Origin of the sequence: Ruegeria haliotis (assembly GCF_013377785.1) — a bacterium.
GTDB classification, from domain to species: Bacteria; Pseudomonadota; Alphaproteobacteria; order Rhodobacterales; family Rhodobacteraceae; genus Ruegeria; species Ruegeria haliotis.
On the sequence record NZ_JABXWT010000012.1, the window covers coordinates 33,861 to 55,275 of the forward strand.

Below are 21,415 nucleotides of genomic sequence, written 5' to 3' on the forward strand. Positions count from 1 at the left end.
GCTTATCTAAGGCCGATTGCGCGCCTTGACAAGCGGGAAATGCTGCAATCGCGTGGATCACAACGGTGTGACCGCAGCGACGTCTTCGACTGGCAGGTCCGCGATCATCTCTGTCACGGTCCGACCCAGTACCGGATGCCGCCAATCAGGGGCCACATCCGCCATCGGCACCAACACAAAGGCCCGGTCCTGCAAGCGAGGATGCGGCAGGATCAGTTGATCTGGCGCCTCTTGCCGCTGCGCCTGTGCAGGCAGGGTCAGCCAGCGATCAAACAGAGCCGCGTCCGGCAGCACGTGATCATCGTAACAGATCAGATCCAGATCCAACGTCCGCATACCCCAGCGCTGCACCCGCTCACGCCCGAACTCATGCTCGACATCATGGAGCATATGCAACAGCTCGGTTGGTGACTTGTCAGTTTCGATCAGCGCGGCGGCGTTCACATAATCCGGCCCAGCCCCAGCCGGGAAACACGGGGTCGCAAAAAACCGGCTGACGGCGCGAATCACCATGCCCTGTCGCGCAATCGCATCAAGGGCCTGCTGAAGTGTCACCTTGGGCTCTTTTCCTCTCAGATTGAGATTTGCACCCAGTGCAAGTACGGCATTTGGCAAGGATTTGCTCATATGACTCTCTATATTCGGCGCATTGCATACTTGCGATGCACAATAAAAGCCCTAATTATAGGGACACCAGCACGCCCGATATTTCACTCACACACTTAAACACACGGCGTTCTGTATTATACCGGAAGGGACTATTTATGTTTTATAAGGACGAACGGCTAGCGCTGTTCATCGATGGCTCGAATCTTTATGCCGCGGCAAAAGCACTCGGTTTCGACATAGACTACAAACTTCTGCGGCAGGAATTCATGCGTCGCGGTAAGTTGCTACGGGCCTTTTATTACACAGCGCTCTTGGAAAATGACGAGTATTCCCCGATCCGCCCCCTGGTTGACTGGCTGCATTACAACGGCTTCACCATGGTGACAAAACCGGCCAAGGAATACACCGACAGCATGGGGCGTCGGAAGGTCAAAGGGAACATGGATATCGAGCTCACCGTCGATGCCATGGAACTGGCGCCGCGTGTCGATCATATCGTGCTGTTCTCGGGCGATGGGGATTTCCGTCCGTTGATTGCCAGCCTGCAGCGTCAGGGCGTGCGGGTATCGGTCGTTTCGACCATCCGCAGCCAGCCGCCGATGATCTCGGACGAGCTGCGCCGCCAGGCCGACAATTTCATCGAGCTGGAAGACCTGCGCGATGTAATCGGCCGCCCTCCGCGCGAAATGCCGGCTGAGCCGCGCAGCGTCGCGGTTGCCAGCGGGAATTGATCTGACGATCAATTCATGATGGGGATGAAATTCGCGCGGTCAGGACAGATCATCCTGACCGCGCTTCTTTAACTATGAACAGGTGCTCAAACACTGTTTTGCTAGCACCGATTCATGTCAGATCAATGACGAGGTCCTGTCTGGACCAAGGCCGGGAAAAGACTTACCTGTGCCCCAAGGAGACAGCGACATGCCCAAGCCGCCACTGACACTTTACCTTGCCGCACCGCGTGGGTTCTGCGCTGGCGTGGATCGCGCCATCAAGATTGTCGAGATGGCGCTGCAGAAATGGGGCGCCCCGGTCTACGTGCGCCACGAGATCGTGCACAACAAATTCGTTGTCGACGGTCTGCGTGAAAAGGGCGCCGTGTTCGTCGAGGAACTGGACGAATGCCCGGACGACCGGCCGGTGATTTTCTCGGCCCACGGCGTCCCGAAATCCGTCCCGGAAACGGCGGCCCAGCGCGAGATGATCTATGTGGACGCCACCTGCCCGCTGGTGTCCAAGGTCCATGTCGAGGCGCAGCGCCACGCCGATGCCGGATTGCAGATGATCATGATCGGCCACAAGGGTCACCCCGAGACCGTCGGCACCATGGGGCAACTGCCCGACGGCGAGGTGCTGCTGGTCGAAACTGTCAAAGACGTGGCGCAGGTTCGGGTGCGCAATCCCGAAAAGCTGGCCTTTGTCACCCAGACCACTCTGTCGATTGATGACACCAAGGACATCATCGCTGCACTTGAAGCCCGGTTCCCGGCCATCGTAGGGCCGCACAAGGAAGACATCTGTTACGCCACTACCAACCGGCAGGAAGCCGTCAAGGCGGTGGCGCCAAAATCTGATGCCCTGCTGGTCGTCGGTGCACCCAATTCGTCCAACTCGCGCCGCTTGGTCGAGGTCGCCTCGCGCGCCGGGTGCACGTATGCGCAGCTGGTCCAGCGCGCGACCGAGATCGACTGGCGTGCGCTGGAGGGGATTTCCAGCATCGCCATCTCTGCTGGTGCGTCCGCCCCGGAAGTTCTGGTCAACGAAGTGATCGATGCCTTTCGGGCGCATTATGATGTCACTGTCGAATTGGTGGAAACCGCCACTGAAAACGTCGAGTTCAAAGTCCCCCGTGTTCTGAGGCAGCCTGCATGAACGGGGTGCCAAGGGCACCGCTGTATCTGGGATTGGCAGGCCTGATCCCGTTCGTCTGGGGGGCCGTGACCTATTTGAGCGATGACCTGCACGCCTTTGGGTCGCAGACATTTGGCGCCCGGTTCGTTGGCCCTTATGTTCAGCTGTTCTATGGCTCGGTCATCCTGAGCTTTATGTCCGGCATCCTGTGGGGGTTCGCCACCAAGACCTCGGGCAGCAAGGCGGCGACCTGCTATGTCCTGTCGGTTCTGCCCGCGCTATGGGCGTTCTTCATGACCGGCGGCGGGCCTGTCACAACGGGCTTCAACCTGATCGTGGGCTTTGCCGGGTTGCTGCTGCTGGATGCTGCATTCTGGTACTGGGGTCTGGCACCGCGGTGGTGGATGAAACTGCGCATTCTGCTGACCGCCGTCGTCATCCTTTGCCTGTCTGTAGGAGTGTATCTGTGAGCGATCGTGACACCATATCGGTCTATGACGCGCAGGCCGCGCGCTATGCCGAACTGACAGACGACTCCAACAAGGCCGATCAGGGCATGACCGATTTCATCGCCGCCATCCCCAAGGGCGGCAAGGTGCTGGACCTGGGGTGTGGCCCCGGCGCATCCGCTGTGCTCATGGCGCAGGCGGGGCTGGAAGTCGACGCGATGGACGCCTCGGCCGAGATGGTCAGGCTGGCGTCGGATCAGGCCGGTGTTTCGGCGCGACAGGCCGAGTTTTCAGACTTACGCGCCACGGCGGCTTATGATGGCATTTGGGCCAATTTCAGCCTGCTCCACGCTACGCGTACGGACTTTCCGAACCATATTGCGGCGATCCACAAAGCCCTGAAGCCGGACGGTATCTTTTTCATTGCCATGAAGCTGGGTCAGGGCGAAGGGCCGGACCGGTTGGGGCGATACTACAGCTATTACAGCGAGGATGAATTGAAGACATATCTGCAAAACGCCGGGTTTACAGTGACCGGCCAGTGGCATGGCAGTGGCACGGGGTTGGATGGTTCGGTCTCGGACTGGATCAGGCTGGCAGCCCATGCCTGAATTGTTTGCCTATACGGACGGCGCCTGTTCCGGCAACCCCGGTCCGGGTGGTTGGGGCGTGCTGATGCGCGCGATGGATGGCGATGCCGTTCTGAAGGAGCGCGAGCTGAACGGCGGCGAGGCCGAGACCACCAACAACCGCATGGAACTGCTGGCGGCAATCGGCGCACTGGAAGCCTTGGAACGCCCGTCCGCGATCACCATCGTGACAGACAGCGCCTATGTGAAGAATGGTGTGACCGGGTGGATATTCGGGTGGAAGCGGAACGGCTGGAAGACCTCGAACAAGAAGCCGGTCAAGAATGTCGATCTGTGGCAGCGGTTGGACGAGGCGCAGAGCAGGCATGACGTGACCTGGGAATGGGTCAAGGGCCACGCAGGGCATCCGGAAAACGAAAAAGCCGACGAACTGGCCCGCGCGGGCATGGCCCCGTTCAAACCCAAAAAGGCGAAGACGTGAGCGGTCTTGCACTGCTGGATTACGCTTCGGTTCTGATATTTGCACTCACCGGCGCACTGGTTGCCAGCCGGGCGCAACTGGATCTGGTGGGATTTGCGTTCATTGCCTGCCTGACTGCGGTGGGCGGCGGCACGGTGCGCGACCTGTTGCTGGATCGGCACCCGATTTTTTGGGTCGGTCAGCCGGATTACATCCTGATCGCCGTCGCAGCAGCGGTCCTGGTGTTCTTCACCGCTCACCTTATGGAAAGTCGGTACAACTGGCTGGTCTGGCTGGACAGTTTTGCCCTGTCGATTGCCGTGGCCGCAGGCACTGGTGCGGCCCTTTCGCTGGGGCAATCCGGTGTGATCGTGGTGCTGATGGGGGTCAGCACCGGCTGTTTGGGCGGATTGATGCGCGATGTTGTTTGCAATGAGGTGCCTCTGGTCCTGAAACAGGGCGAGCTTTATGTTTCATGCGCCCTGGCCGGGGCGCTGACTGCGGTGCTGGCGACCAAATTAGGGCTGGAAAGCCTGTCCGTCCTTGGGCTGTGCGCAGCAGTGTGCTGGGCGCTGAGGGCTGGTTCGCTGCTGTTTGGATGGCAGTTACCCGTCTACAAGGGCCGACCGCCGCGCCAGTAGACGGATGGGCCACGCGCTGGTACCTCTGAGGTACGCAAGCGCGAGGCACCCAATGACGCACAAATTTCTTTCGATTGCGGCCTGTTTGACCCTGCTGACGTCGTGTGCAGAACAATACACTCCTGTCAATTTTGTTGCGCAGGGAGATCGGATTGTTGCAACTGGCACGATCGACGACACGACTCTGGCCGCGTTTCAGGAGGTGACCGCAGACAACCCCGAGATCCACACATTGGTCCTGCAGTACATCGAAGGGTCGGTTGACGATGATGCCAACGTTGTCTTCAGCCGCGAGGTGCATCGGGCAGGTTTTGACACCATTGTGCCATCTGGCGGCATGGTCGCATCGGGTGGCACCGATCTGTTCTTGGCGGGCGTCCAGCGCACTCTGCAACCCGGCGCCTGCGTTGGTGTCCACAGTTGGGCCGGGTCGGGAATCGTGGCAACGGACTTGCCCGAAGACGACCCCGAGCATGACCGGTATCTGGACTATTTTCAGGACATTGGCGTGGATGAGGGTTTCTATTGGTACACGCTTGAGGCCGCGCCTGCGGACAGCATACATTGGATGACGGCGGCCGAGGCCAACCAGTTTCGCATGACGACCCGTACGACGCCGCGATTGGGATCATCCACCGTTTGCGATGAACGTTAGGTTTTGCAGGTAGTCATAGCGGCAGAGCACCCTAGTCATCGCTACTGACATCCCGACGGAATCTGGCCACAGCCCTGGGCTTTGATCTAGGTCTAGCGGCGCAGGTAGGTTTGCCAGATCCACACCACCAGCAATGCACCTAGCACCGCCCCGATGAAGCCGGACAACCAGCCCATCACGGTCAGCAAAGTGCGCAACAGGAATCCCCCCAGCAATGCGCCAACAATACCGATCAACATGGTGGTGGGAATGTTTGCCTCGATCCGCATCAAACGAGTGGCCAGAAACCCGGCGGCGGCACCAATGACAATCAGGGCGACGATGGGCATCTTATTTCCTCCAATGGGTTGGCACGATGATCAGAGCGCCGATTGAGGAAATCACCGCATTCACCCCCGGCGGCCCAAAACTAATGCCGAACATGATGCGGACGAAATAGAATAGAAATGCCCCGCCAATGCAGATGATGATGGATTGCAGATAGCCGTTATGGGTAAAGCCTGTCGTCTCGGACAGGTATCCGACGATCCCGGCAATCACGACCGTGCCCATCATCACCATGAACATCAGATATGTCTCCTAAGACAGGCGGGTGCCGGTCGGGACCGGCCAGCCCCGCAGGAAGGTTTCGCTATCCTGCGCGGCCTTACCCGGCCTTTGCAAGCGCAACAACTCGACCGCGCCCTGTCCGCAGGCCACGCGCAGGCCACCTGCCAGAACCTCACCGGGGGCGCCCTGCCCCTCGGTCAGGCGCGAGGCCAGCAGCTTGATGCGCGCGCCATCCAGTTCGGTCCATGCACCGGGAAAAGGCGAAAGACCACGGATCTGGCGGTCGATTTCCATCGCCGGGCGGTTCCAGTCGACGCGCGCCTCGGATTTGTCGATCTTGCTGGCATAGGTCACGCCGTCTTCGGGCTGTGGATCCGGTTTCAGATCCGCAAGGTCAGCCAGCGCCGCAACGATCAGGCCTGCCCCCATCGCCGACAGGCGGTCGTGCAGCTGGGCTGTGGTTTCTTCGGCCCCGATGTCCGTGGCCTTGCGCAACAGGACCGGCCCGGTATCAAGGCCCGCCTCCATCTGCATGATGCAGATGCCGGTCTCGGCGTCGCCAGACATGATCGCACGGTGAATCGGCGCCGCGCCCCGCCACCGGGGCAGCTGGCTGGCGTGGATATTCAGGCATCCATGGGTCGGGGCATCAAGAACGGGCTGCGGTAGAATCAGACCGTAGGCAACCACCACGGCCACATCAGCGTCCAGCGCTGCAAAAGCCGCCTGCTCTTCAGCGGATTTGAGCGAAACCGGATGGCGAACCGACAGGCCCAACGCCTCGGCCCGGGCATGGACCGGTGTTGGTCGGTCTTTTTTGCCCCGCCCGGCCGGACGCGGGGGCTGGCAGTAGACGGCGGCAATCTCATGCCCGGCATCGACCAGAGCATCCAGTACCGGCACCGAGAAATCCGGCGTTCCCATAAAGATCAATCGCATCCGTGCCTCCGTAGGACGGGGATTTACCCCATCTTTTTCGCTTTGCGCAGCAGCATGTCGCGCTTGATCTTGCTGAGCCGGTCAAAATACATCCGGCCATTCAGATGGTCGATCTGATGCTGCACGCTGGTGGCCTCGATTCCGACAAAATCACGGCGGTCGACCATGCCCTGTTCGTTCAGGAACTTGACCGTCACAGCCCGCGGACGCTTCACCTTGGCCGACACACCCCGCAGGTTGGGGCTGGCCTCGTCATGTTCGCGTAGCTCGATCGAGCTGTGCAGGATTTCTGGGTTGGCCAGACGCACGGCCCGGCCACGTTCGGCCGATCCATCAACGACCGCCAATTGCAACATTACGCCAATCTGCGGTGCGGCGAGGCCGACGCCCGGCATCGCCTCCATCGTATCGACCATATCGTCCCAGATGGCGCGGATATCGTCGGTTATTTCGGTCACCGCTTCGGCCTTCGTTCGAAGGCGTTTATCCGGCCATGACAGGCAGGTTCGGACAGTCATGAACGGGCCTGCTCGCGTTTGAGTTTCTGCATCTTGCGGGTGATCATCTGGCGTTTCAGCGGCTTGAGATAGTCGATGAACAGCTTGCCGTTCAAATGGTCAATCTCGTGCTGCACACAGGTTGCCCAAAGCCCATCGAAAGTCTCTTGATGGGCCTTGCCGTTCTGATCCATCCAGACAACATCCACCACTTTGGGGCGGGTCACTTCGGCATATTGATCCGGGATCGACAGGCACCCTTCTTCGTAGACGTTGGTCTCGTCGGACGAGGCGATGACCTCGGGGTTGAACATGACCAGCGGGCGCGGCGCTTCGCCTTCTTCCTTGACGCAGTCCAGTACGAGCAGCCGCTCAAGCACACCGATCTGGGGCGCCGCCAGACCGATGCCGGGCGCATCATACATCGTCTCCAGCATGTCATCGGCCAGCGCGCGCAGCTCATCCGACAGGTCGGCAACCGGGGCGCAGACCTTTTTCAGGCGGGGATCGGGGTGGATCAGGATATTGCGTTTCATGAGGCTGATTTAGGGCAACACGCATCCAGCCGCAACGCCCCCCTTGCACCTGACCGATTTGCGGTTAGCTTTCGTCCTACAAAATGGAGCGGACATGACTTTCAACGACCTGATCGATCGCCGGGGAACCAACAGTTCCAAATGGGATAAGATAGAAAGCCTCTATGGCGTGTCACCCCAAGACGGGCTGGCCATGTGGACAGCGGATTCTGATTATCAAACAGCGCCTTGCGTAATCGATGCGGTCCGCAAGGCAGCCGATCACGGTGTTTTTGGGTATTCCTGGATACATCCAGACTATCTGGCATCGGTTCAATGGTGGATGGAAAACCGCCACAACTGGGACATCGACACAGATTGGGTTCTGACCTCGCAGGGGTTGGGCAACGCGATTGCACTTTGCCTGGATGTCTGGAGCGAACCCGGTGACGGCGTGGTTATCTTCACCCCCGTTTATCACGAGTTCGCCCACAAGGTTAACAAATCCGGACGCCGGGTGGTGGAATGCCCGCTGGTCCGCGACGGGGACAGCTACGGGATTGACCTGGACGACGCACAGTCGCGGTTGGATGGGTCGGAAAAGCTGTTGCTGTGGTGCTCGCCACAGAACCCATCAGGTCGGGTCTGGACGGTCGAAGAACTGCAAGCCGTCGCGGCGTTTGCCCAGCGCAATGGGTTGATCCTTGTATCGGACGAGATTCATCACGATCTGGTCTATCCCGACTCCAAATTCGTGCCCATGGATGTCGCCGCGCCAGATGCACGTCCTTGGACAGTCACCCTGACGGCGGCGTCCAAGACGTTCAATATTGCCGGACAGCGTACAGGCAACATGATCATTCCCGATCCGGCACTGCGCGCGACCATGCGGCACCGGTTGCAGACGCTGGACTATGATCCCGGCGCCATGGGCGTGGCGATGATTACCGCCGCCTACAGCCCGGAAGGTGCGGACTGGGTTGACGCGCAGGTTGCCCATTTGGATGAAAATCGGCGGCTGTTCGACCAAACCATCGCGGAGATACCCGGATTGTGGTCGATGCCGTTGCAGTCGACATATCTGGCTTGGGTCGATTTCTCGGGCATCGGGATGGACCATGCCGAATTTACACGGCGCCTGCGCGAGGACGCGCGGATTGCGACCTCACCCGGGCCCGGCTTTGGCACTGGTGGCGAGACGTTCGAACGTTTCAACCTCGCCACGCAACGGTCGCGGGTAGAAGAGGCTTGCACCCGGCTGAAAGACGCCTTTGCCGACCTGCAATAAATCATGCGCTGGCTGGGCCTGACATTTCTTGTGTTACTGGTGATCGGTGCCGGCTGGTTCGGCTGGCACCGCTTCGGCCCGCGACCTGTCGCCCCCCTGATGGCGCCCGAGGCCACGCGGATCGATCATATCCTGATCGAGAAATCAGACCGCCGTCTGACTGCGACGTTGGACGGTGCGGTGGTGATGCAGGCCGATATCGCCCTGGGTTTTGCGCCCGACGGCGACAAGCAATTGGAAGGTGACGGAAAAACGCCCGTTGGAACGTTCAAAATCGACAGGCGCAATCCGCAGAGCGCTTATCATCTCTCACTAGGGATTGATTATCCTCAGCCCAAGGACATTGCGCGTGCACAACAGCAAGGCGTCGATCCCGGAGGGGACATCTTTATTCACGGTCAACCAAACGGTATCGTCGGCCTGACCCTGCCCGGCGACTGGACGGCAGGCTGCATTGCTCTGTCCAATACCGAGATGGCGCAGCTTTGGAGTCTGACCTCCAACGGAACGACGGTAGAAATCCGCCCTTAATCCTCGTGCCCCAACAGCGCGATGGGCGCATCTGGTGCGCGGTAGAAATCCAGCGGCGCCTTGTCGTGGGCGGCGGTGCTGCGCTTGAATTCATAGCGCATTTCGCCGCCTTCTTCCTCATCCGCGATGATCAGGCACTGATATAGGTGGTTGGCCCCATCGTAGATATCGACCAACCCGCGCAGACGCGGAGTTGTCTCGGCCTCGACCGAGAATCCGTCTTTCCACAGTTTGAGAATCTTGAACGTATTGTCGCCCATCCCCACCCTCAGGCGGCTGGCTTTCTTCAGTGTGGCGATTCGCGCGGCATCCAATTCGGCGCGTATTTCCTTTGAAACATAGGTACTCATAAAAAACTCCCCCGCTAATGATCTTTATTCTGGGGCAACAGATGTAAAATTCCAATGAACCGCATCACATAATCTGGGCCACGGGCAAAATGTTGCGCAGAAATCCCATCCATGGCTGTGCGTGAATGCAGCCCAGATGCGCGGGGGCAGCGATGGGAAGAGGTACACAAACCACCTATCTTCATGATTATCGCAATGCGGAGGGATTGATATGGGCCTGCTGGTCGACGGGGAATGGCACGACACCTGGTATGATACCAAATCAACGGGCGGCGCGTTCAAGCGCAGTGCCGCGCAGTTTCGCAACTGGCTGACCGCCGATGGCGGCCCAGGCCCTTCGGGCAAAGGTGGGTTCAAGGCGGAACAGGGGCGGTACCATCTGTATGTCAGCCACGCCTGTCCCTGGGCGCATCGCACGCTGATCTTTCGCGCGCTGAAGGGGCTGAGCGAGTTGATTTCGGTCTCGGTGGTGCATCCCGACATGCTGGACAGGGGTTGGACATTCGAGACCGATACGCATGGCGCAACCGGTGACACGCTGTATGGTCTGGAGTTCGCGCATCAAATCTATACCAAGGCCGACCCGGCCTATTCGGGCCGCGTTACCGTGCCGATCCTATGGGACAAGCAGCAAGAAACCATCGTTTCCAACGAAAGCTCGGAAATCATCCGCATGTTCAACGCCGCCTTTGACGGGATCACCGGCAACACCGATGATTACTGGCCCGAGGCGCTGCGCGACGATATCGAAGAGGTCAACGCCCGCATCTATTCCGACATCAACAACGGGGTCTACAAATCCGGCTTTGCCACGACGCAAGAGGCGTATGACGCCGCTGTGCACCCTCTGTTCGACACGCTGGACTGGCTTGAGGATCAACTGGGTTCAAACCGCTATCTGATGGGGGATCGGCTGACCGAAGCCGACTGGCGCTTGTTCACCACCCTGATCCGGTTCGATCCGGTCTATCACTTGCATTTCAAATGCAATCGGCGGCGGCTGATGGATTACCCGAACCTCTGGGCCTATACACGAGAGCTGTACCAATGGCCCGGCGTCGCGCAGACGGTGAATTTAGAGCATATCGTGCGCCACTATCACTACAGCCATGACAGCATCAATCCGCACCGGATCATCCCGGTGAACCCGGTGTTGGACTACATGGAACCGCACCGGCGCGGTCAGCGACCCGCCGCATAGTGCTCGACCATCGCCGCCAGATCCTCTGGCGGCGTGCCGCTTTGCACATAGGCGCAGGCATTAGGGCTGTGGGCAAAGATCGAACCGTCCGAGAAAAACGTGGTGTTGGTGACGAAGATTACCCGCGCCTCGGGGCGGCGATAACTGGCAAAATCGGCAACCGCGAGGGCGCTGCCGGTTTCCAGAACCAGATCAAGAACGATGATATCAAAGGCCGTACCATAGAGCGCGAGGATCGCAGCCTCTTGCCCGGCGACCAATTCAACCTCGGCGCCTTGTCTTTCCAGATGCCTCTTCCAGACCCGACCAAGGTCGGGGTTACTCTCAACAATCAGAACTTTCATTTGCAACAACCTCGGCACTTGATAGAATGCGTGGTGCCGACCCCCGTGGTCTGTGATCCCGTGATTTCCTTAACAAAGTGTTAACGACGGCTTCCGCAGGCCGCGCTCACGCGGATTTGCTTGTCAAAATGGCAAAAATCCGCTTGAAGCGACTAAATTAGGCGTTTTGGGCGAAAAATGCAGATGAATGACGACGACTTGAATCCGCGCATCAAACGCGACCATGGCGGTGGGCTGGACGGGGCCATCAAGCAATATGGCGGCAAACGCAGGGATTGGATCGATCTGTCCACCGGGATCAACCCGCACCCTTTCGAGGTTTCCGGATTGCAGCCTTCGGACTGGACCGACCTGCCTGATCACGGCGCGTTCGAAAGGCTGACACAGGCCGCGCGCCGATTCTGGCATGTGCCGGACGGCGCGGCGATCCTGCCTGCCCCCGGAGCGTCGGCCATCATCGCGCGCATTCCAGCCCTTGCATCGGCAAACCGAGTGCAGATCAACGCCCCCACGTATAACGAGCACGCCGCCGCTTTTGACGCGCAGGGATGGGCGGTTCAGGATACCGGCCCGGCCGAGGCCCGCGTCATTGTGCATCCCAACAACCCGGACGGGCGGATCTGGCAGGAGATTGACGCCAATGCACCTTTGACGGTGATTGATGAGAGCTTTTGCGACGTCACGCCCGAGGCCTCGCTGATCCATCTGGCCGACCGGCCGGGTGTGATCGTGCTGAAGAGTTTTGGCAAGTTCTGGGGTCTGGCCGGGCTGCGGCTGGGCTTTGCCATCGGGCGACCGGATCTGATTGCGCGATTGAATGATATGACCGGACCATGGGCAGTGTCGGGCCCGGCCCTGCGGATTGGAACTCAAGCGTTGCTGGATACGGAATGGGCCACAGAAACCCGCGCGCGATTGACGGGCGAGGCTGCCCGAATGGATACGTTGCTGATTGACAAGGGCGCGAAATCGATCGGTGGGACCACCCTATTCCGCCTTTACGAAGTCGACAGCGCCACGGATTGGCAGGACCGTCTGGCCCGCGCCCATATCTGGAGCCGCGTCTTCCCCTATTCCCAAACCTACCTGCGCCTTGGACTACCCCCGTCGGAGGGCTGGAACCGGCTGGAGGCCGCATCGTGAGCACTGCGTTGCTGCTGGTCTGCGCCATGTGTCTGGACGCTGCGCTGGGTGAACCGGACTGGTTGTGGTCGCGTGTGCGCCATCCTGCGGTGATGATCGGCAAAGGGATCGGGTGGCTGGATAAACGGCTGAACCATGGAGGGCACAAGCGGCTAAAAGGTGTTTCCGTCCTGATCCTGCTGATGCTGGCGGCGTTTGCCGTGGGCAAATTACTTGCCCTGTTCGGGCCTGTGGTCGAAATCGTGATCTGCACCATTTTGCTGGCTCAGAAATCATTGGTTTCGCATGTCCGCGATGTGGGCAGCGGCCTCCGGGTCTCACTGACCGAGGGGCGCACAATGGTATCCCGCATTGTGTCCCGCGACACGACGGACATGACCGAGGCTCAGGTGGCGCGGTCCGCTATCGAAAGCGCCGCCGAGAATCTGAGTGACGGCGTTATCGCGCCCGCGTTCTGGTTTCTCGTCGCCGGATTGCCGGGGCTGCTGGTCTACAAGGCCGTGAATACGGCAGACAGCATGATCGGCTATCGCACTGAAAAGCATCGTGAGTTCGGCTGGGCCTCGGCCCGGTTTGACGATCTGCTGAATCTGATACCGGCCCGGTTGACCTGCGTGATGATCGTTGCACTGTCACGTCAGTGGCGCCGCTGGCCCGAGATGGTAGCGGATGCGCGCCGCCACATCTCACCCAATGCAGGCTGGCCCGAGGCGGCAATGGCCCGCGCGCTGAACATCGCGCTGGCCGGGCCACGTAGTTACGATGGCCAAGCCCGTAATCTGGCCTGGGTGAACGGCGAGGCCCGCCGCGAAATCGGAGCGCCGGAGGTTTTCCGCGCATGTGACATGCTGTGGAAGGTCTGGGGGCTTGCACTTGGGCTCTTGTCAGTGTGGGTTGTGGCCAACCTGGTTTTCTAAAGGACCTGATAGCTCATGCGCATCCTCTCCGGCATCTTTGCCGCCGCCTTGTTTACCTCACCCGCCCTGGCCCAATGCGGTGGCGGCTTCAATGCCTTCGTCAAGGAATTGAAATCCGAAGCCGTTCAACAAGGGTTCGACACGTCCACCGTAAACGGCTTTTTCAAAGGTGTTCAGCAGGATAACACAGTTCTCAAGGCCGACCGGGCGCAAGGCGTGTTCCAGAAACCCTTCATCGACTTTTCCCGCCACCTGATCTCGGCCAACCGGATCGAGCGGGGGCAGACCATGTCCCGCAAATACGACGCGGTATTTGACCGCATCGAACGCGAATACGGTGTCTCCCGTGGCGTATTGCTGGCCTTTTGGGCATTCGAGACAGATTACGGCGCGTTTCAGGGCAATTTCAACACCCGCAACGCGTTGGTGACACTGGCCCATGATTGCCGCCGACCCGAGCTGTTTCGCCCCCAGATCTTCGCAGCCATTGAACTGTACGATCAGGGCAATTTTGACCCAACCCGCACGACCGGCGCCTGGGCCGGGGAAATCGGCATGGTGCAGATGCTGCCGCGCGACATTCTGGAAAACGGGGTCGATGGTGATGGCGACGGTAAGGTATCGCTGAAAACCTCGGCACCGGATGCGCTGATGTCAGGGGCAAAGATGCTGTCGGGGCTGGGCTGGCAACCGGGGCAGCCATGGCTGCAAGAGGTGACGGTGCCCAAACAGATGGACTGGTCGCTGTCCGGCCCCGGCAAACCGCGTTCGGTGTCGGATTGGCAAGCCATGGGGGTTCAGGCGCGCAACGGGTCGTTGTCCAACCTGCCCGCCTCGCTGATCCTGCCGCAAGGGCACAACGGGCCTGCCTTTCTGGCCTATCCGAATTTCGACGTCTACTTCGAGTGGAACCAGAGCTTTGTCTACGTCCTGACCGCCGCCTATTTCGGCACAAGGCTGGAAGGCGCGCAGATCTATGACGCTGGGAACCCTGCACAGGGGCTGTCGGGGGCGCAGATGAAGCAATTGCAGAGCAAGCTTCAGGCGCACGGGCATAACGTGGGCAAAGTCGACGGCATTCTGGGCGCGGGCACACGCGCGGCGGTGCAGGCGGAACAGGCACGGTTGGGGCTGCCTGCGGATGCGTGGCCGACGACGGAGTTGTTGGGAAAGCTGTAAAGGATGCCGGGCAAAGGCCCATCTGGACCGTTTGCATATCAGCACCGGCACAAAAATGTTCCATTTATGTTCTTCCGGCTATATGTTAACTTCAGCCCGCTCCAAGGAAGTCTCCATGTCGGAACAAAATGCCAAATTCGAACGCTTGAAAAATCTTCACCTTGGGAATGAGGCTTTCGTTATACCCAACCCCTGGGACGCGGGGTCTGCCCGGTTGTTAGCCAGCCTCGGCTTCGAAGCGCTCGCTACAACCAGCGCAGGATATGCTTTCTCAAAAGGCAAACGGGATTCCTTTGCGGCGCTCGGTAGGGACGAACTCCTTGAGAATGCTGCCGAGATTGTCAATTCCGTAGACCTTCCCGTTTCGGCTGATCTTGAAGACGGTTTTGGCAGTGCTCCGGAAAGTTGCGCGCAATCCATCCGCCTGGCCTGCCAAGTTGGACTGGTGGGAGGTTCCATCGAGGATGCAACGGGAAACCCTGATAATCCGATCTATGATGTTTCTCAAGCGGTCGATCGCGTTCAGGCAGCAGCTGAGACCGCACGCAATTTACCCTTCCTGTTGACGGCCAGAGCCGAAAACTTCCTTTGGGGTCGTGCTGATCTGGGTGATACAATAAAGCGCCTTCAAGCATTTTCAGAGGCGGGTGCTGATGTGCTGTACGCTCCGGGGCTTCCAGATCTGGAGGCGATCCGGACTGTATGCAGCGAAGTCGATAAGCCGGTAAATGTGGTGATGGGGCTGACGGGACCGACCTATACAGTTTCTGAGTTATCGAAAGCGGGTGTGCGGCGCATCAGTGTCGGGGGGTCGTTTGCCCGGGCCGCACTTGGTGCCCTGAAGTCCGCGGCAGAAGAAGTAAGGTCATTGGGAACCTTTGATTACGCGACAAATGCTATGCCCGGCGCAGAAATCGAACAGCTGATGGCTCAGGACAAAATCAAAACGAGGGATTAGCCGCTTTGTTGCGAGAGGCCGTCATACCCAAAACGATTTTAGGGCAAAGTCTGCCCTTTCACTCCGGTCGCACCGGATACCGTTCACCCTTTTCGTTGATCAGGATCAGCCGCTCACCACTGCGCACGTACAAATCACAGCGGCTGAACCCGTTGCGATAAGCGATGCAGATGCTGCCATCCTCGGCGATGCTGTAAGTGCCAAAGGCGGATTCTCCGCTGGCATAGGTGAAGGAATAAGCCCCACCGGCAGAGAATTTGGACTGGCCATCGTCATAGTACGTCAACGTACGCCCCGCCAGACCATCCAGTTCCTGAAGATCAAGCGGCACGTCGCCGGGCTTGGTCACCCATTCAGCCGCCCAAAGCGGCGTTGCGGCGCAGGCTGCCAATATCAAAACAATGCGTATCATGAGGGTATTGTAACCCGAGTGTGGCCAACATTCGCGTAACGTTGCAGTGATAGGTCAGGCGACCATCTGTTCGGCCTTCTTCAGATCGACCGAGACCAGTTGGCTGACGCCCTGTTCCTGCATGGTTACGCCAAACAGCCGATCCATCCGCGCCATGGTCACCGCGTGGTGGGTGATGATCAGGAAACGGGTGTCAGTCTGGCGGCACATCTCGTCCAGCAGGTCGCAGAAGCGGGTGACGTTGGCGTCGTCCAGCGGGGCGTCGACCTCGTCCAAAACGCAGATCGGCGCGGGGTTGGCGAGGAAGACGCCAAAGATCAACGCCGTGGCCGTCAGGGTCTGTTCGCCACCAGACAACAGGCTGAGGGTCGAGAGTTTCTTGCCCGGAGGCTGGCACATGATCTCCAGCCCGGCATCAAGCGGATCGTCGCTTTCCACCATGACCAGATTGGCCTCGCCACCACCGAACAGGTGTTTGAACAGCATGGCGAAGTTCGAATTCACCTGTTCAAACGCGGTCAACAGACGCTCGCGTCCTTCGCGGTTGAGGCTGGCGATACCGCTGCGCAGGGCTTTGATTGCGTCTTCCAAATCCGCCTTTTCGCCGTTCAGCGTGTCGAATTCTTCCTGTACTTCCTTGGCGTCTTCTTCGGCGCGCAGGTTCACTGCGCCCATCGCGTCGCGCTGGCGCTTGTGGCGGTTCACTTCCGATTCCAGCGCATCCGCAGCGGGCATCTGATCGGGGTTCACGTCCAGTTGGTTCAACAATTGGTTGGGCGTCAGCTGTTGATCTTCTGCGATACGCTCGGCGGCTGCCACGACGCTTTCCTTCGCCCCATCACAGCGCGCCTCGGCGGCCGCACGGGTTTCGCGCGCCTCCGAGGCCAGACGTTCTGTCTCCCGCTCGGCCAAAACGACCTCGCGTTGTTGCGTCTCAGCTTGGGCCAGCTTGTCAGCAGCCTCGGCGCGACGGGCCTCGGCCTCTTCTATCAATTCGTTCAGCTCTTCGCGCGCCTCGGCGATTTCGCCGGGGGTCGCCATCGCCTCGGTCAGTTCCTCTTCCGAACCTTCCTTGCGTTCCGCCAATTCCGAGATTCGCTTTTCCGCCGTTTCCAAACGGTGCCGCCAGCCACTGAGGTCTTTGGTCACCTCTTGGCTACGCCGCGTCCGCGCCTCGCCCTCGCGGCGCAGCTCGTCATGGGTCGAGCGGTGGGTCAGCATGGTGATCCGCGCCGCCTCGACCGTCTGCTTGATGTCTTCGACCTGCGCGCGGGCATTGTCGAGATCGCCCAAACCTGTCAACGCGCCCTCAGCCTCGCGCAGTTGGGCGCGGGCAGACATGGCATCCTCTTTGTGGCGATCCACAGCGAGGGTCAAGGTTTCCAGTTTGCCTTGTGCCAGATTGCGATCCGCCTCGGCCCGGCTGAGCGCGCGGGCGGTTTCGGCCATACGCTGATCGGCGGCGCGGCGGGCTTCGCGGGCACGGCGGTCGGCTTCGGTCACATCGGCCAACTGCTGAGACAGTGCCTCGTGCGCCGCGCGGGCACCGTCGGCTTGCGCCTCGGTGCGGGTCAGTTCCTGTTTCAGTGCCTCGAGCTTGTTGAGCTGTTCCAACCGCAGCGCGGCAGCGCTTGGCGCATCTTCAGCCCAGGCCCGGAAGCCGTCCCAGCGCCACAGATCGCCCGAGCGAGATACCAGCCGTTGCCCCGGCTTCAACGAGGCCTGCAACCGCGCGCCCTGATCCGCGTCGACCAGTCCAATCTGGGCAATCCGGCGGCTAAGACGATCCGGACCAGACACATGCAGCGCCAACGGCTCGGCCCCTTCGGGCAGCGGCTGATCAGAGTCGTACCCAGACACCTGCACCCAACCGGACGGGCCGTCGCCTTCGACCAACGGCGTGCGCAGATCATCGGCCAGCGCCGCTCCCAGCGCCTTTTCATAACCCGGCGCGACGCGCAACAAGTCCAGCACCTGCCCGCCCTCGGCCGTGTCCCGTTCAACCAGCTTGGCCAGCGCGGTGGTCTCGGCCCGGATGGCACCAAGTTCACCTTCGGCTTCGGACCGTTGTGCGCGAGCTTCAGCCTCGCGCCCCTGGGTTTCGTTGCGCAGCTCGTCGGCGGCTTCCAACGCTTCTTCGGCGGCTTCGGCAGCTTCGCGGGCTTCTTCTTCGCCCTCTTGCGCGGCTTCAAACGCTTTGCTGCTGCGGGTCAAAGCGGAACGGGCCTCATTCACTGCAGCGCGGGCTTTTTCCTCTTCCCCCTCGGACCGAGCCAGCGTTTTGTGGCTATCCTCGACCAGACGCTGTGCCGATTGGTGACGCGCCACAAGGCGGGCCGTGTCCTCGGTTTCCTGCGACAGATGATCCTCGCGGTTCTGCAAGATCGACGCGGCCTCGCGGGCGACGTCCGCCGCCTCGGTCAGCTTGTCATCGTGACCTTCAGCAGCTTTGGACAACTCGCGGGCTTCCCATTCCAGACGTTCGATCATCTCACCCGCGTCGCGGTTCAGACCGGTTTCGCGTTCGATGTCGTTGCCCAGCTGCTGAATCCGGTTGGTCAGGGTTTCAATTGTCTGACGGGCACGGGTTTCCTGATCTTTCAGCGCATCGCGCTGCACTTGCTGGCGTTGCAGGACGGCGGCGGCAATCGCCTCTTCCTCACGTAAGGGGGGCAGGGTTTCTTCGATTTCAGCGCGCTTGGCGCTGGCGCCACGCGCTTCGGCCTCGGCGCGTGAGGCTTCGGTGATGCGTTCGCGCAGTTTCTCTTCGGCTTGCTGACGGGCCATGTCGGCCTCTTTCCAGCGACGGTAGAGCAGCATACCCTCGGCCTGACGCAATTGCTCGCCAATCTCACGATAGCGCGCGGCCTGACGGGCCTGACGGGCCAGTTGCGCCAGTTGGGTGCCGAGTTGTTCCAGTACATCGTCAACGCGGGTCAGGTTGGTTTCGGTGCCCTTCAGCTTCAGCTCGGCCTCGTGGCGGCGCTGATAAAGTCCCGATATCCCTGCAGCCTCTTCCAGAATACGACGGCGGGCGCGAGGTTTGGCATTAATCAGTTCAGCAATGCGGTTCTGACCCACCAGAGCGGGTGAATGTGCCCCGGTCGAGGCATCGGCAAACAACATCTGCACATCGCGGGCGCGCACATCCTTGCCGTTGGTCTTGTAGGCGCTGCCCACATCCCGAGTGATGCGGCGGAAGATCTCAAGCTGATCGCTGTCATTGAAACCCGAAGGCGCCAGACGTTCGGAATTGTCCAGCGTCAGGACAACTTCGGCAAAATTGCGGGCGGGGCGCGTGGCGGCGCCTGCGAAAATCACATCCTCCATCGCGCCGCCGCGCATGGATTTGGGGCGGTTTTCACCCATGACCCAGCGCAGCGCCTCGAGCAGATTGGATTTGCCGCAGCCGTTTGGACCCACCACACCAGTCAACCCATCCGCGATGATCAGATCGGTCGGATCAACGAAGCTTTTGAAGCCGGTCAGTTTGAGTTTGCTGAAACGCAAAGGCTGCTCGTCCCATGATTCCTACGTCCCAGAAGTCTGCGCAACCATGGGGGCACGAGTCAACGGAGTTGCGCAGGATATGGGACATTGCACCAAGTTATCCACAATATCTTGCTGAAATACGCATGAAAGCGCGTGTTTCAATACGGCGTGCATTCGAACACCTGATAGCCTGAATCGCCCACACCCTCGTAGATGCCAAAGTCGATACACTCGTAATTCGGGGTTGAAATCGCTGTCAGCAACAACCGTTCCCCAGCTTCGCGGTCACAGCCCAGAACACCAACTGTCACTGCCGCATCGCCCAGAACATCCAGGATCGAGCAACCCGAGACCTGCGCCATCGCCAACGCGGCGCGATCCCGGATCGGACCAAGCCGTGGCGCGTATTGGGCATTCACCCGGACGGCTTCGGCCAGATCCCCGCGCACACGTATGTCGAACACGCTGCCATTGACCGCCACGCGGGTCGCAGGCACATCGCGAAAATGAGGTGTACCAGCCGAACAGGCGGCCAGCAGCAAAGGGGCAAGATACCGGATCATACTGCAGACTTGTCGCAATATGGTTAACAGAACCTTTCCGGGCGTCAGGCTCGCAGAACCTCTCCCAACCGGCGGATACCCTCGCGGATTGTCGCCTCGTCGGAATTGGAGAAGCTGAGCCGGATGGTGTTGGCTCCGCTCCCATCTGGGAAAAAGGCCTGCCCCGGAACAAAGGCGACCTTGACCGTCTCCAGTGCGCGCGCCAGTAAGTCAGACCCTTCCAAGTCGTTGGGCAACGTCACCCAGACGAACATTCCGCCCTCGGGTTTTGTCCATTCCACGCCGTCGGGCATGTGCTGATCCAAAGCCGTAAGCATCGCATCGCGACGCGCGCTGTAAGCATGGCGTACTTTGGGAATATGGGTGTCGAAACAGGCCTGCGCCACCTGATGCACTGCCATCTGATTGATCGTGGCCGAATGCAGATCAGCGGCTTGTTTCATCAACACCAACTGGGAAATGACCGGCTTGGCTGCAACGACCCATCCAACCCGCAAACCCGGCGACAAGGTTTTCGAGAAACTGCCACAATAGATCGTCCGGCAAGCCTCAATCGAGCCTTTCCGGGCTAGTTCCAGCGCAAGGATCGGTGGGATTGCATCACCGTCATAACGCAGGGCCTGATAGGCGCCATCCTCGATTATGGCGCAGTTCAGGTCATCGGCCAGATCCAGCAAAGACTCCCGCCCCCGCAGATCCACCGTTTCACCGGTCGGGTTAGAGAAATCGGGTGACAGATAGGCGAATTTGACTGCTTCATCCCCGGCTGCGGCCTCGTATTCCGCGGCACCCCGATTGCCGTTGAGGCTGAGCCGGTCAAAGCGCGGCTCGTAGGCGTTGAAGGCCGCAAGAGCACCCAGATAGGTCGGCCAGCCCACCAAAGCCGTATCGCCAGGCGACAGGAACAGTTTGCCCAGATAGTCCAGTGCCTGTTGCGAGCCAGAGGTGATCAGGATGTTGTCGCTGTCACAGCCCACACCAATCTGCCGCATGTGTTGGGCGAGCCACTCGCGCAGCGGAGCGTAGCCTTCGCTGACGGAATATTGCAGCGCCTGTGCCTGGCTGTCCGGTCCAAGCGCCGCTTGAAAGGCTTGCGAAAACGCCTGCGCCGGGAACAGGGCCGGATCGGGGATTCCCCCAGCAAAGGAAATAATACCGGGCTGATCGAGCAGTTTCAGCAATTCGCGGATTTCAGATGCCTTCATCCGGGAGGTCCGGGTGGCAAACAAAGGGTGCATGGACATGAGGCTCCTCCGATCTCAGTTCCGTGCAGATTAGGTAG

At 60.0% G+C, this 21,415-nt stretch carries 26 protein-coding genes; 14 read left to right on the plus strand and 12 right to left on the minus strand.

Annotated elements, in window-relative coordinates:
• Nucleotides 1–57 precede the first annotated feature (57 nt).
• A complete protein-coding gene (folK, locus tag HW561_RS16910) occupies nt 58–627 on the minus strand; it encodes a 2-amino-4-hydroxy-6-hydroxymethyldihydropteridine diphosphokinase (protein ID WP_176866548.1) in 570 nt (189 codons plus the stop codon).
• Between the two features lie 137 nt (nt 628–764).
• Between folK and HW561_RS16915 the strand changes: the two genes are divergently transcribed.
• The 7 genes from HW561_RS16915 to HW561_RS16945 all read left to right on the plus strand — a co-directional run bounded on the left by HW561_RS16915 (nt 765) and on the right by HW561_RS16945 (nt 5,255).
• Complete coding sequence (locus HW561_RS16915; RefSeq protein WP_176866549.1) at nt 765–1,340, plus strand: LabA-like NYN domain-containing protein; 576 nt, start codon at nt 765–767, stop codon at nt 1,338–1,340.
• A 190-nt stretch (nt 1,341–1,530) separates the two neighbouring features.
• Complete coding sequence (ispH, locus tag HW561_RS16920) at nt 1,531–2,481, plus strand: 4-hydroxy-3-methylbut-2-enyl diphosphate reductase (protein WP_176866550.1); 951 nt, start codon at nt 1,531–1,533, stop codon at nt 2,479–2,481.
• Nucleotides 2,478–2,930, plus strand: a complete 453-nt coding sequence (locus tag HW561_RS23995; RefSeq protein ID WP_176866551.1) for a DUF3429 domain-containing protein — start codon at nt 2,478–2,480, stop codon at nt 2,928–2,930. Before ispH ends, HW561_RS23995 begins: the two co-directional genes overlap by 4 nt.
• Nucleotides 2,927–3,520 carry a class I SAM-dependent DNA methyltransferase gene (locus tag HW561_RS16930; protein WP_176866552.1) on the plus strand — a complete coding sequence of 198 codons (594 nt, stop codon included), beginning with the start codon at nt 2,927–2,929 and terminating at the stop codon, nt 3,518–3,520. The genes HW561_RS23995 and HW561_RS16930 overlap by 4 nt, the downstream gene beginning before the upstream one ends.
• The gene (gene rnhA, locus HW561_RS16935; RefSeq protein ID WP_176866553.1) at nt 3,513–3,980 is read left to right on the plus strand and encodes a ribonuclease HI; all 468 of its coding nucleotides are present in this window, start codon (nt 3,513–3,515) and stop codon (nt 3,978–3,980) included. Before HW561_RS16930 ends, rnhA begins: the two co-directional genes overlap by 8 nt.
• Nucleotides 3,977–4,600 (plus strand): trimeric intracellular cation channel family protein, encoded by a 624-nt coding sequence (locus HW561_RS16940; protein ID WP_176866554.1) that lies wholly within the window; start codon nt 3,977–3,979, stop codon nt 4,598–4,600. Before rnhA ends, HW561_RS16940 begins: the two co-directional genes overlap by 4 nt.
• A 52-nt stretch (nt 4,601–4,652) precedes the next feature.
• Nucleotides 4,653–5,255, plus strand: a complete 603-nt coding sequence (locus HW561_RS16945) for a COG3904 family protein (RefSeq protein ID WP_176866555.1) — start codon at nt 4,653–4,655, stop codon at nt 5,253–5,255.
• Nucleotides 5,256–5,347: 92 nt separating this feature from the next.
• On the opposite strand, the gene HW561_RS16950 is transcribed toward HW561_RS16945, so the two are convergent.
• The 5 genes from HW561_RS16950 to def (HW561_RS16970) are packed head-to-tail and all read right to left on the minus strand — an operon-like array spanning nt 5,348 to nt 7,776.
• On the minus strand, nt 5,348–5,584 hold the full coding sequence (locus tag HW561_RS16950) for a GlsB/YeaQ/YmgE family stress response membrane protein (protein ID WP_176866556.1): 237 nt from the start codon (nt 5,582–5,584) through the stop codon (nt 5,348–5,350).
• A 1-nt stretch (nt 5,585) separates the two neighbouring features.
• Nucleotides 5,586–5,822, minus strand: a complete 237-nt coding sequence (locus HW561_RS16955) for a hypothetical protein (protein WP_176866557.1) — start codon at nt 5,820–5,822, stop codon at nt 5,586–5,588.
• A 12-nt stretch (nt 5,823–5,834) separates the two neighbouring features.
• Nucleotides 5,835–6,743 carry a methionyl-tRNA formyltransferase gene (gene fmt, locus HW561_RS16960; RefSeq protein ID WP_176866558.1) on the minus strand — a complete coding sequence of 303 codons (909 nt, stop codon included), beginning with the start codon at nt 6,741–6,743 and terminating at the stop codon, nt 5,835–5,837.
• 23 nt (nt 6,744–6,766) lie between these two features.
• Nucleotides 6,767–7,261 carry a peptide deformylase gene (def, locus tag HW561_RS16965; protein WP_176866559.1) on the minus strand — a complete coding sequence of 165 codons (495 nt, stop codon included), beginning with the start codon at nt 7,259–7,261 and terminating at the stop codon, nt 6,767–6,769.
• Nucleotides 7,258–7,776, minus strand: a complete 519-nt coding sequence (def, locus tag HW561_RS16970; protein WP_176866560.1) for a peptide deformylase — start codon at nt 7,774–7,776, stop codon at nt 7,258–7,260. Before def (HW561_RS16970) ends, def (HW561_RS16965) begins: the two co-directional genes overlap by 4 nt.
• 94 nt (nt 7,777–7,870) lie before the next feature.
• Here def (HW561_RS16970) and HW561_RS16975 point away from each other — a divergent pair, with 94 nt between their 5' ends.
• Together HW561_RS16975 and HW561_RS16980 are read left to right on the plus strand one after the other, a co-directional pair.
• Nucleotides 7,871–9,043, plus strand: coding sequence for a MalY/PatB family protein (locus tag HW561_RS16975; protein WP_176866561.1), 1,173 nt, complete (start codon nt 7,871–7,873; stop codon nt 9,041–9,043).
• Nucleotides 9,044–9,046: 3 nt separating this feature from the next.
• Nucleotides 9,047–9,574 (plus strand): L,D-transpeptidase family protein, encoded by a 528-nt coding sequence (locus HW561_RS16980; RefSeq protein ID WP_176866562.1) that lies wholly within the window; start codon nt 9,047–9,049, stop codon nt 9,572–9,574.
• Here HW561_RS16980 and HW561_RS16985 read toward each other — a convergent pair.
• Nucleotides 9,571–9,924, minus strand: coding sequence for a hypothetical protein (locus tag HW561_RS16985; protein ID WP_176866563.1), 354 nt, complete (start codon nt 9,922–9,924; stop codon nt 9,571–9,573). The two genes, HW561_RS16980 and HW561_RS16985, sit on opposite strands and share 4 nt — an antisense overlap.
• A gap of 211 nt (nt 9,925–10,135) precedes the next feature.
• On the opposite strand from HW561_RS16985, the gene HW561_RS16990 reads away from it, so the two are divergent.
• Entirely contained in the window at nt 10,136–11,125 is a 990-nt protein-coding gene (locus HW561_RS16990; protein WP_176866564.1) for a glutathione S-transferase family protein, read from the plus strand.
• Here the strand turns inward: HW561_RS16990 and HW561_RS16995 are convergent.
• Complete coding sequence (locus HW561_RS16995) at nt 11,107–11,469, minus strand: response regulator transcription factor (protein ID WP_176866565.1); 363 nt, start codon at nt 11,467–11,469, stop codon at nt 11,107–11,109. The genes HW561_RS16990 and HW561_RS16995 overlap by 19 nt on opposite strands.
• 183 nt (nt 11,470–11,652) lie before the next feature.
• Between HW561_RS16995 and HW561_RS17000 the strand changes: the two genes are divergently transcribed.
• The 4 genes from HW561_RS17000 (at nt 11,653) to HW561_RS17015 (ending at nt 15,666) form a co-directional block, all read left to right on the plus strand.
• Complete coding sequence (locus HW561_RS17000) at nt 11,653–12,612, plus strand: threonine-phosphate decarboxylase (RefSeq protein WP_408015395.1); 960 nt, start codon at nt 11,653–11,655, stop codon at nt 12,610–12,612.
• A complete protein-coding gene (gene cbiB, locus HW561_RS17005) occupies nt 12,609–13,529 on the plus strand; it encodes an adenosylcobinamide-phosphate synthase CbiB (RefSeq protein ID WP_176866567.1) in 921 nt (306 codons plus the stop codon). Before HW561_RS17000 ends, cbiB begins: the two co-directional genes overlap by 4 nt.
• A 15-nt stretch (nt 13,530–13,544) precedes the next feature.
• Nucleotides 13,545–14,708, plus strand: coding sequence for a lytic murein transglycosylase (locus HW561_RS17010; protein ID WP_176866568.1), 1,164 nt, complete (start codon nt 13,545–13,547; stop codon nt 14,706–14,708).
• Nucleotides 14,709–14,823: 115 nt separating this feature from the next.
• A complete protein-coding gene (locus HW561_RS17015) occupies nt 14,824–15,666 on the plus strand; it encodes an isocitrate lyase/PEP mutase family protein (protein WP_176866569.1) in 843 nt (280 codons plus the stop codon).
• 58 nt (nt 15,667–15,724) lie between these two features.
• On the opposite strand, the gene HW561_RS17020 is transcribed toward HW561_RS17015, so the two are convergent.
• From HW561_RS17020 to HW561_RS17035, 4 genes are all read right to left on the minus strand, one after another.
• On the minus strand, nt 15,725–16,078 hold the full coding sequence (locus HW561_RS17020) for a hypothetical protein (RefSeq protein ID WP_176866570.1): 354 nt from the start codon (nt 16,076–16,078) through the stop codon (nt 15,725–15,727).
• 54 nt (nt 16,079–16,132) lie between these two features.
• Nucleotides 16,133–19,588, minus strand: a complete 3,456-nt coding sequence (locus HW561_RS17025; protein ID WP_176866571.1) for a chromosome segregation SMC family protein — start codon at nt 19,586–19,588, stop codon at nt 16,133–16,135.
• Nucleotides 19,589–19,728: 140 nt separating this feature from the next.
• Nucleotides 19,729–20,133, minus strand: coding sequence for a hypothetical protein (locus HW561_RS17030; RefSeq protein WP_176866572.1), 405 nt, complete (start codon nt 20,131–20,133; stop codon nt 19,729–19,731).
• Nucleotides 20,134–20,177: 44 nt separating this feature from the next.
• The gene (locus HW561_RS17035; protein ID WP_176866573.1) at nt 20,178–21,377 is read right to left on the minus strand and encodes an aminotransferase-like domain-containing protein; all 1,200 of its coding nucleotides are present in this window, start codon (nt 21,375–21,377) and stop codon (nt 20,178–20,180) included.
• Nucleotides 21,378–21,415 lie beyond the last annotated feature (38 nt).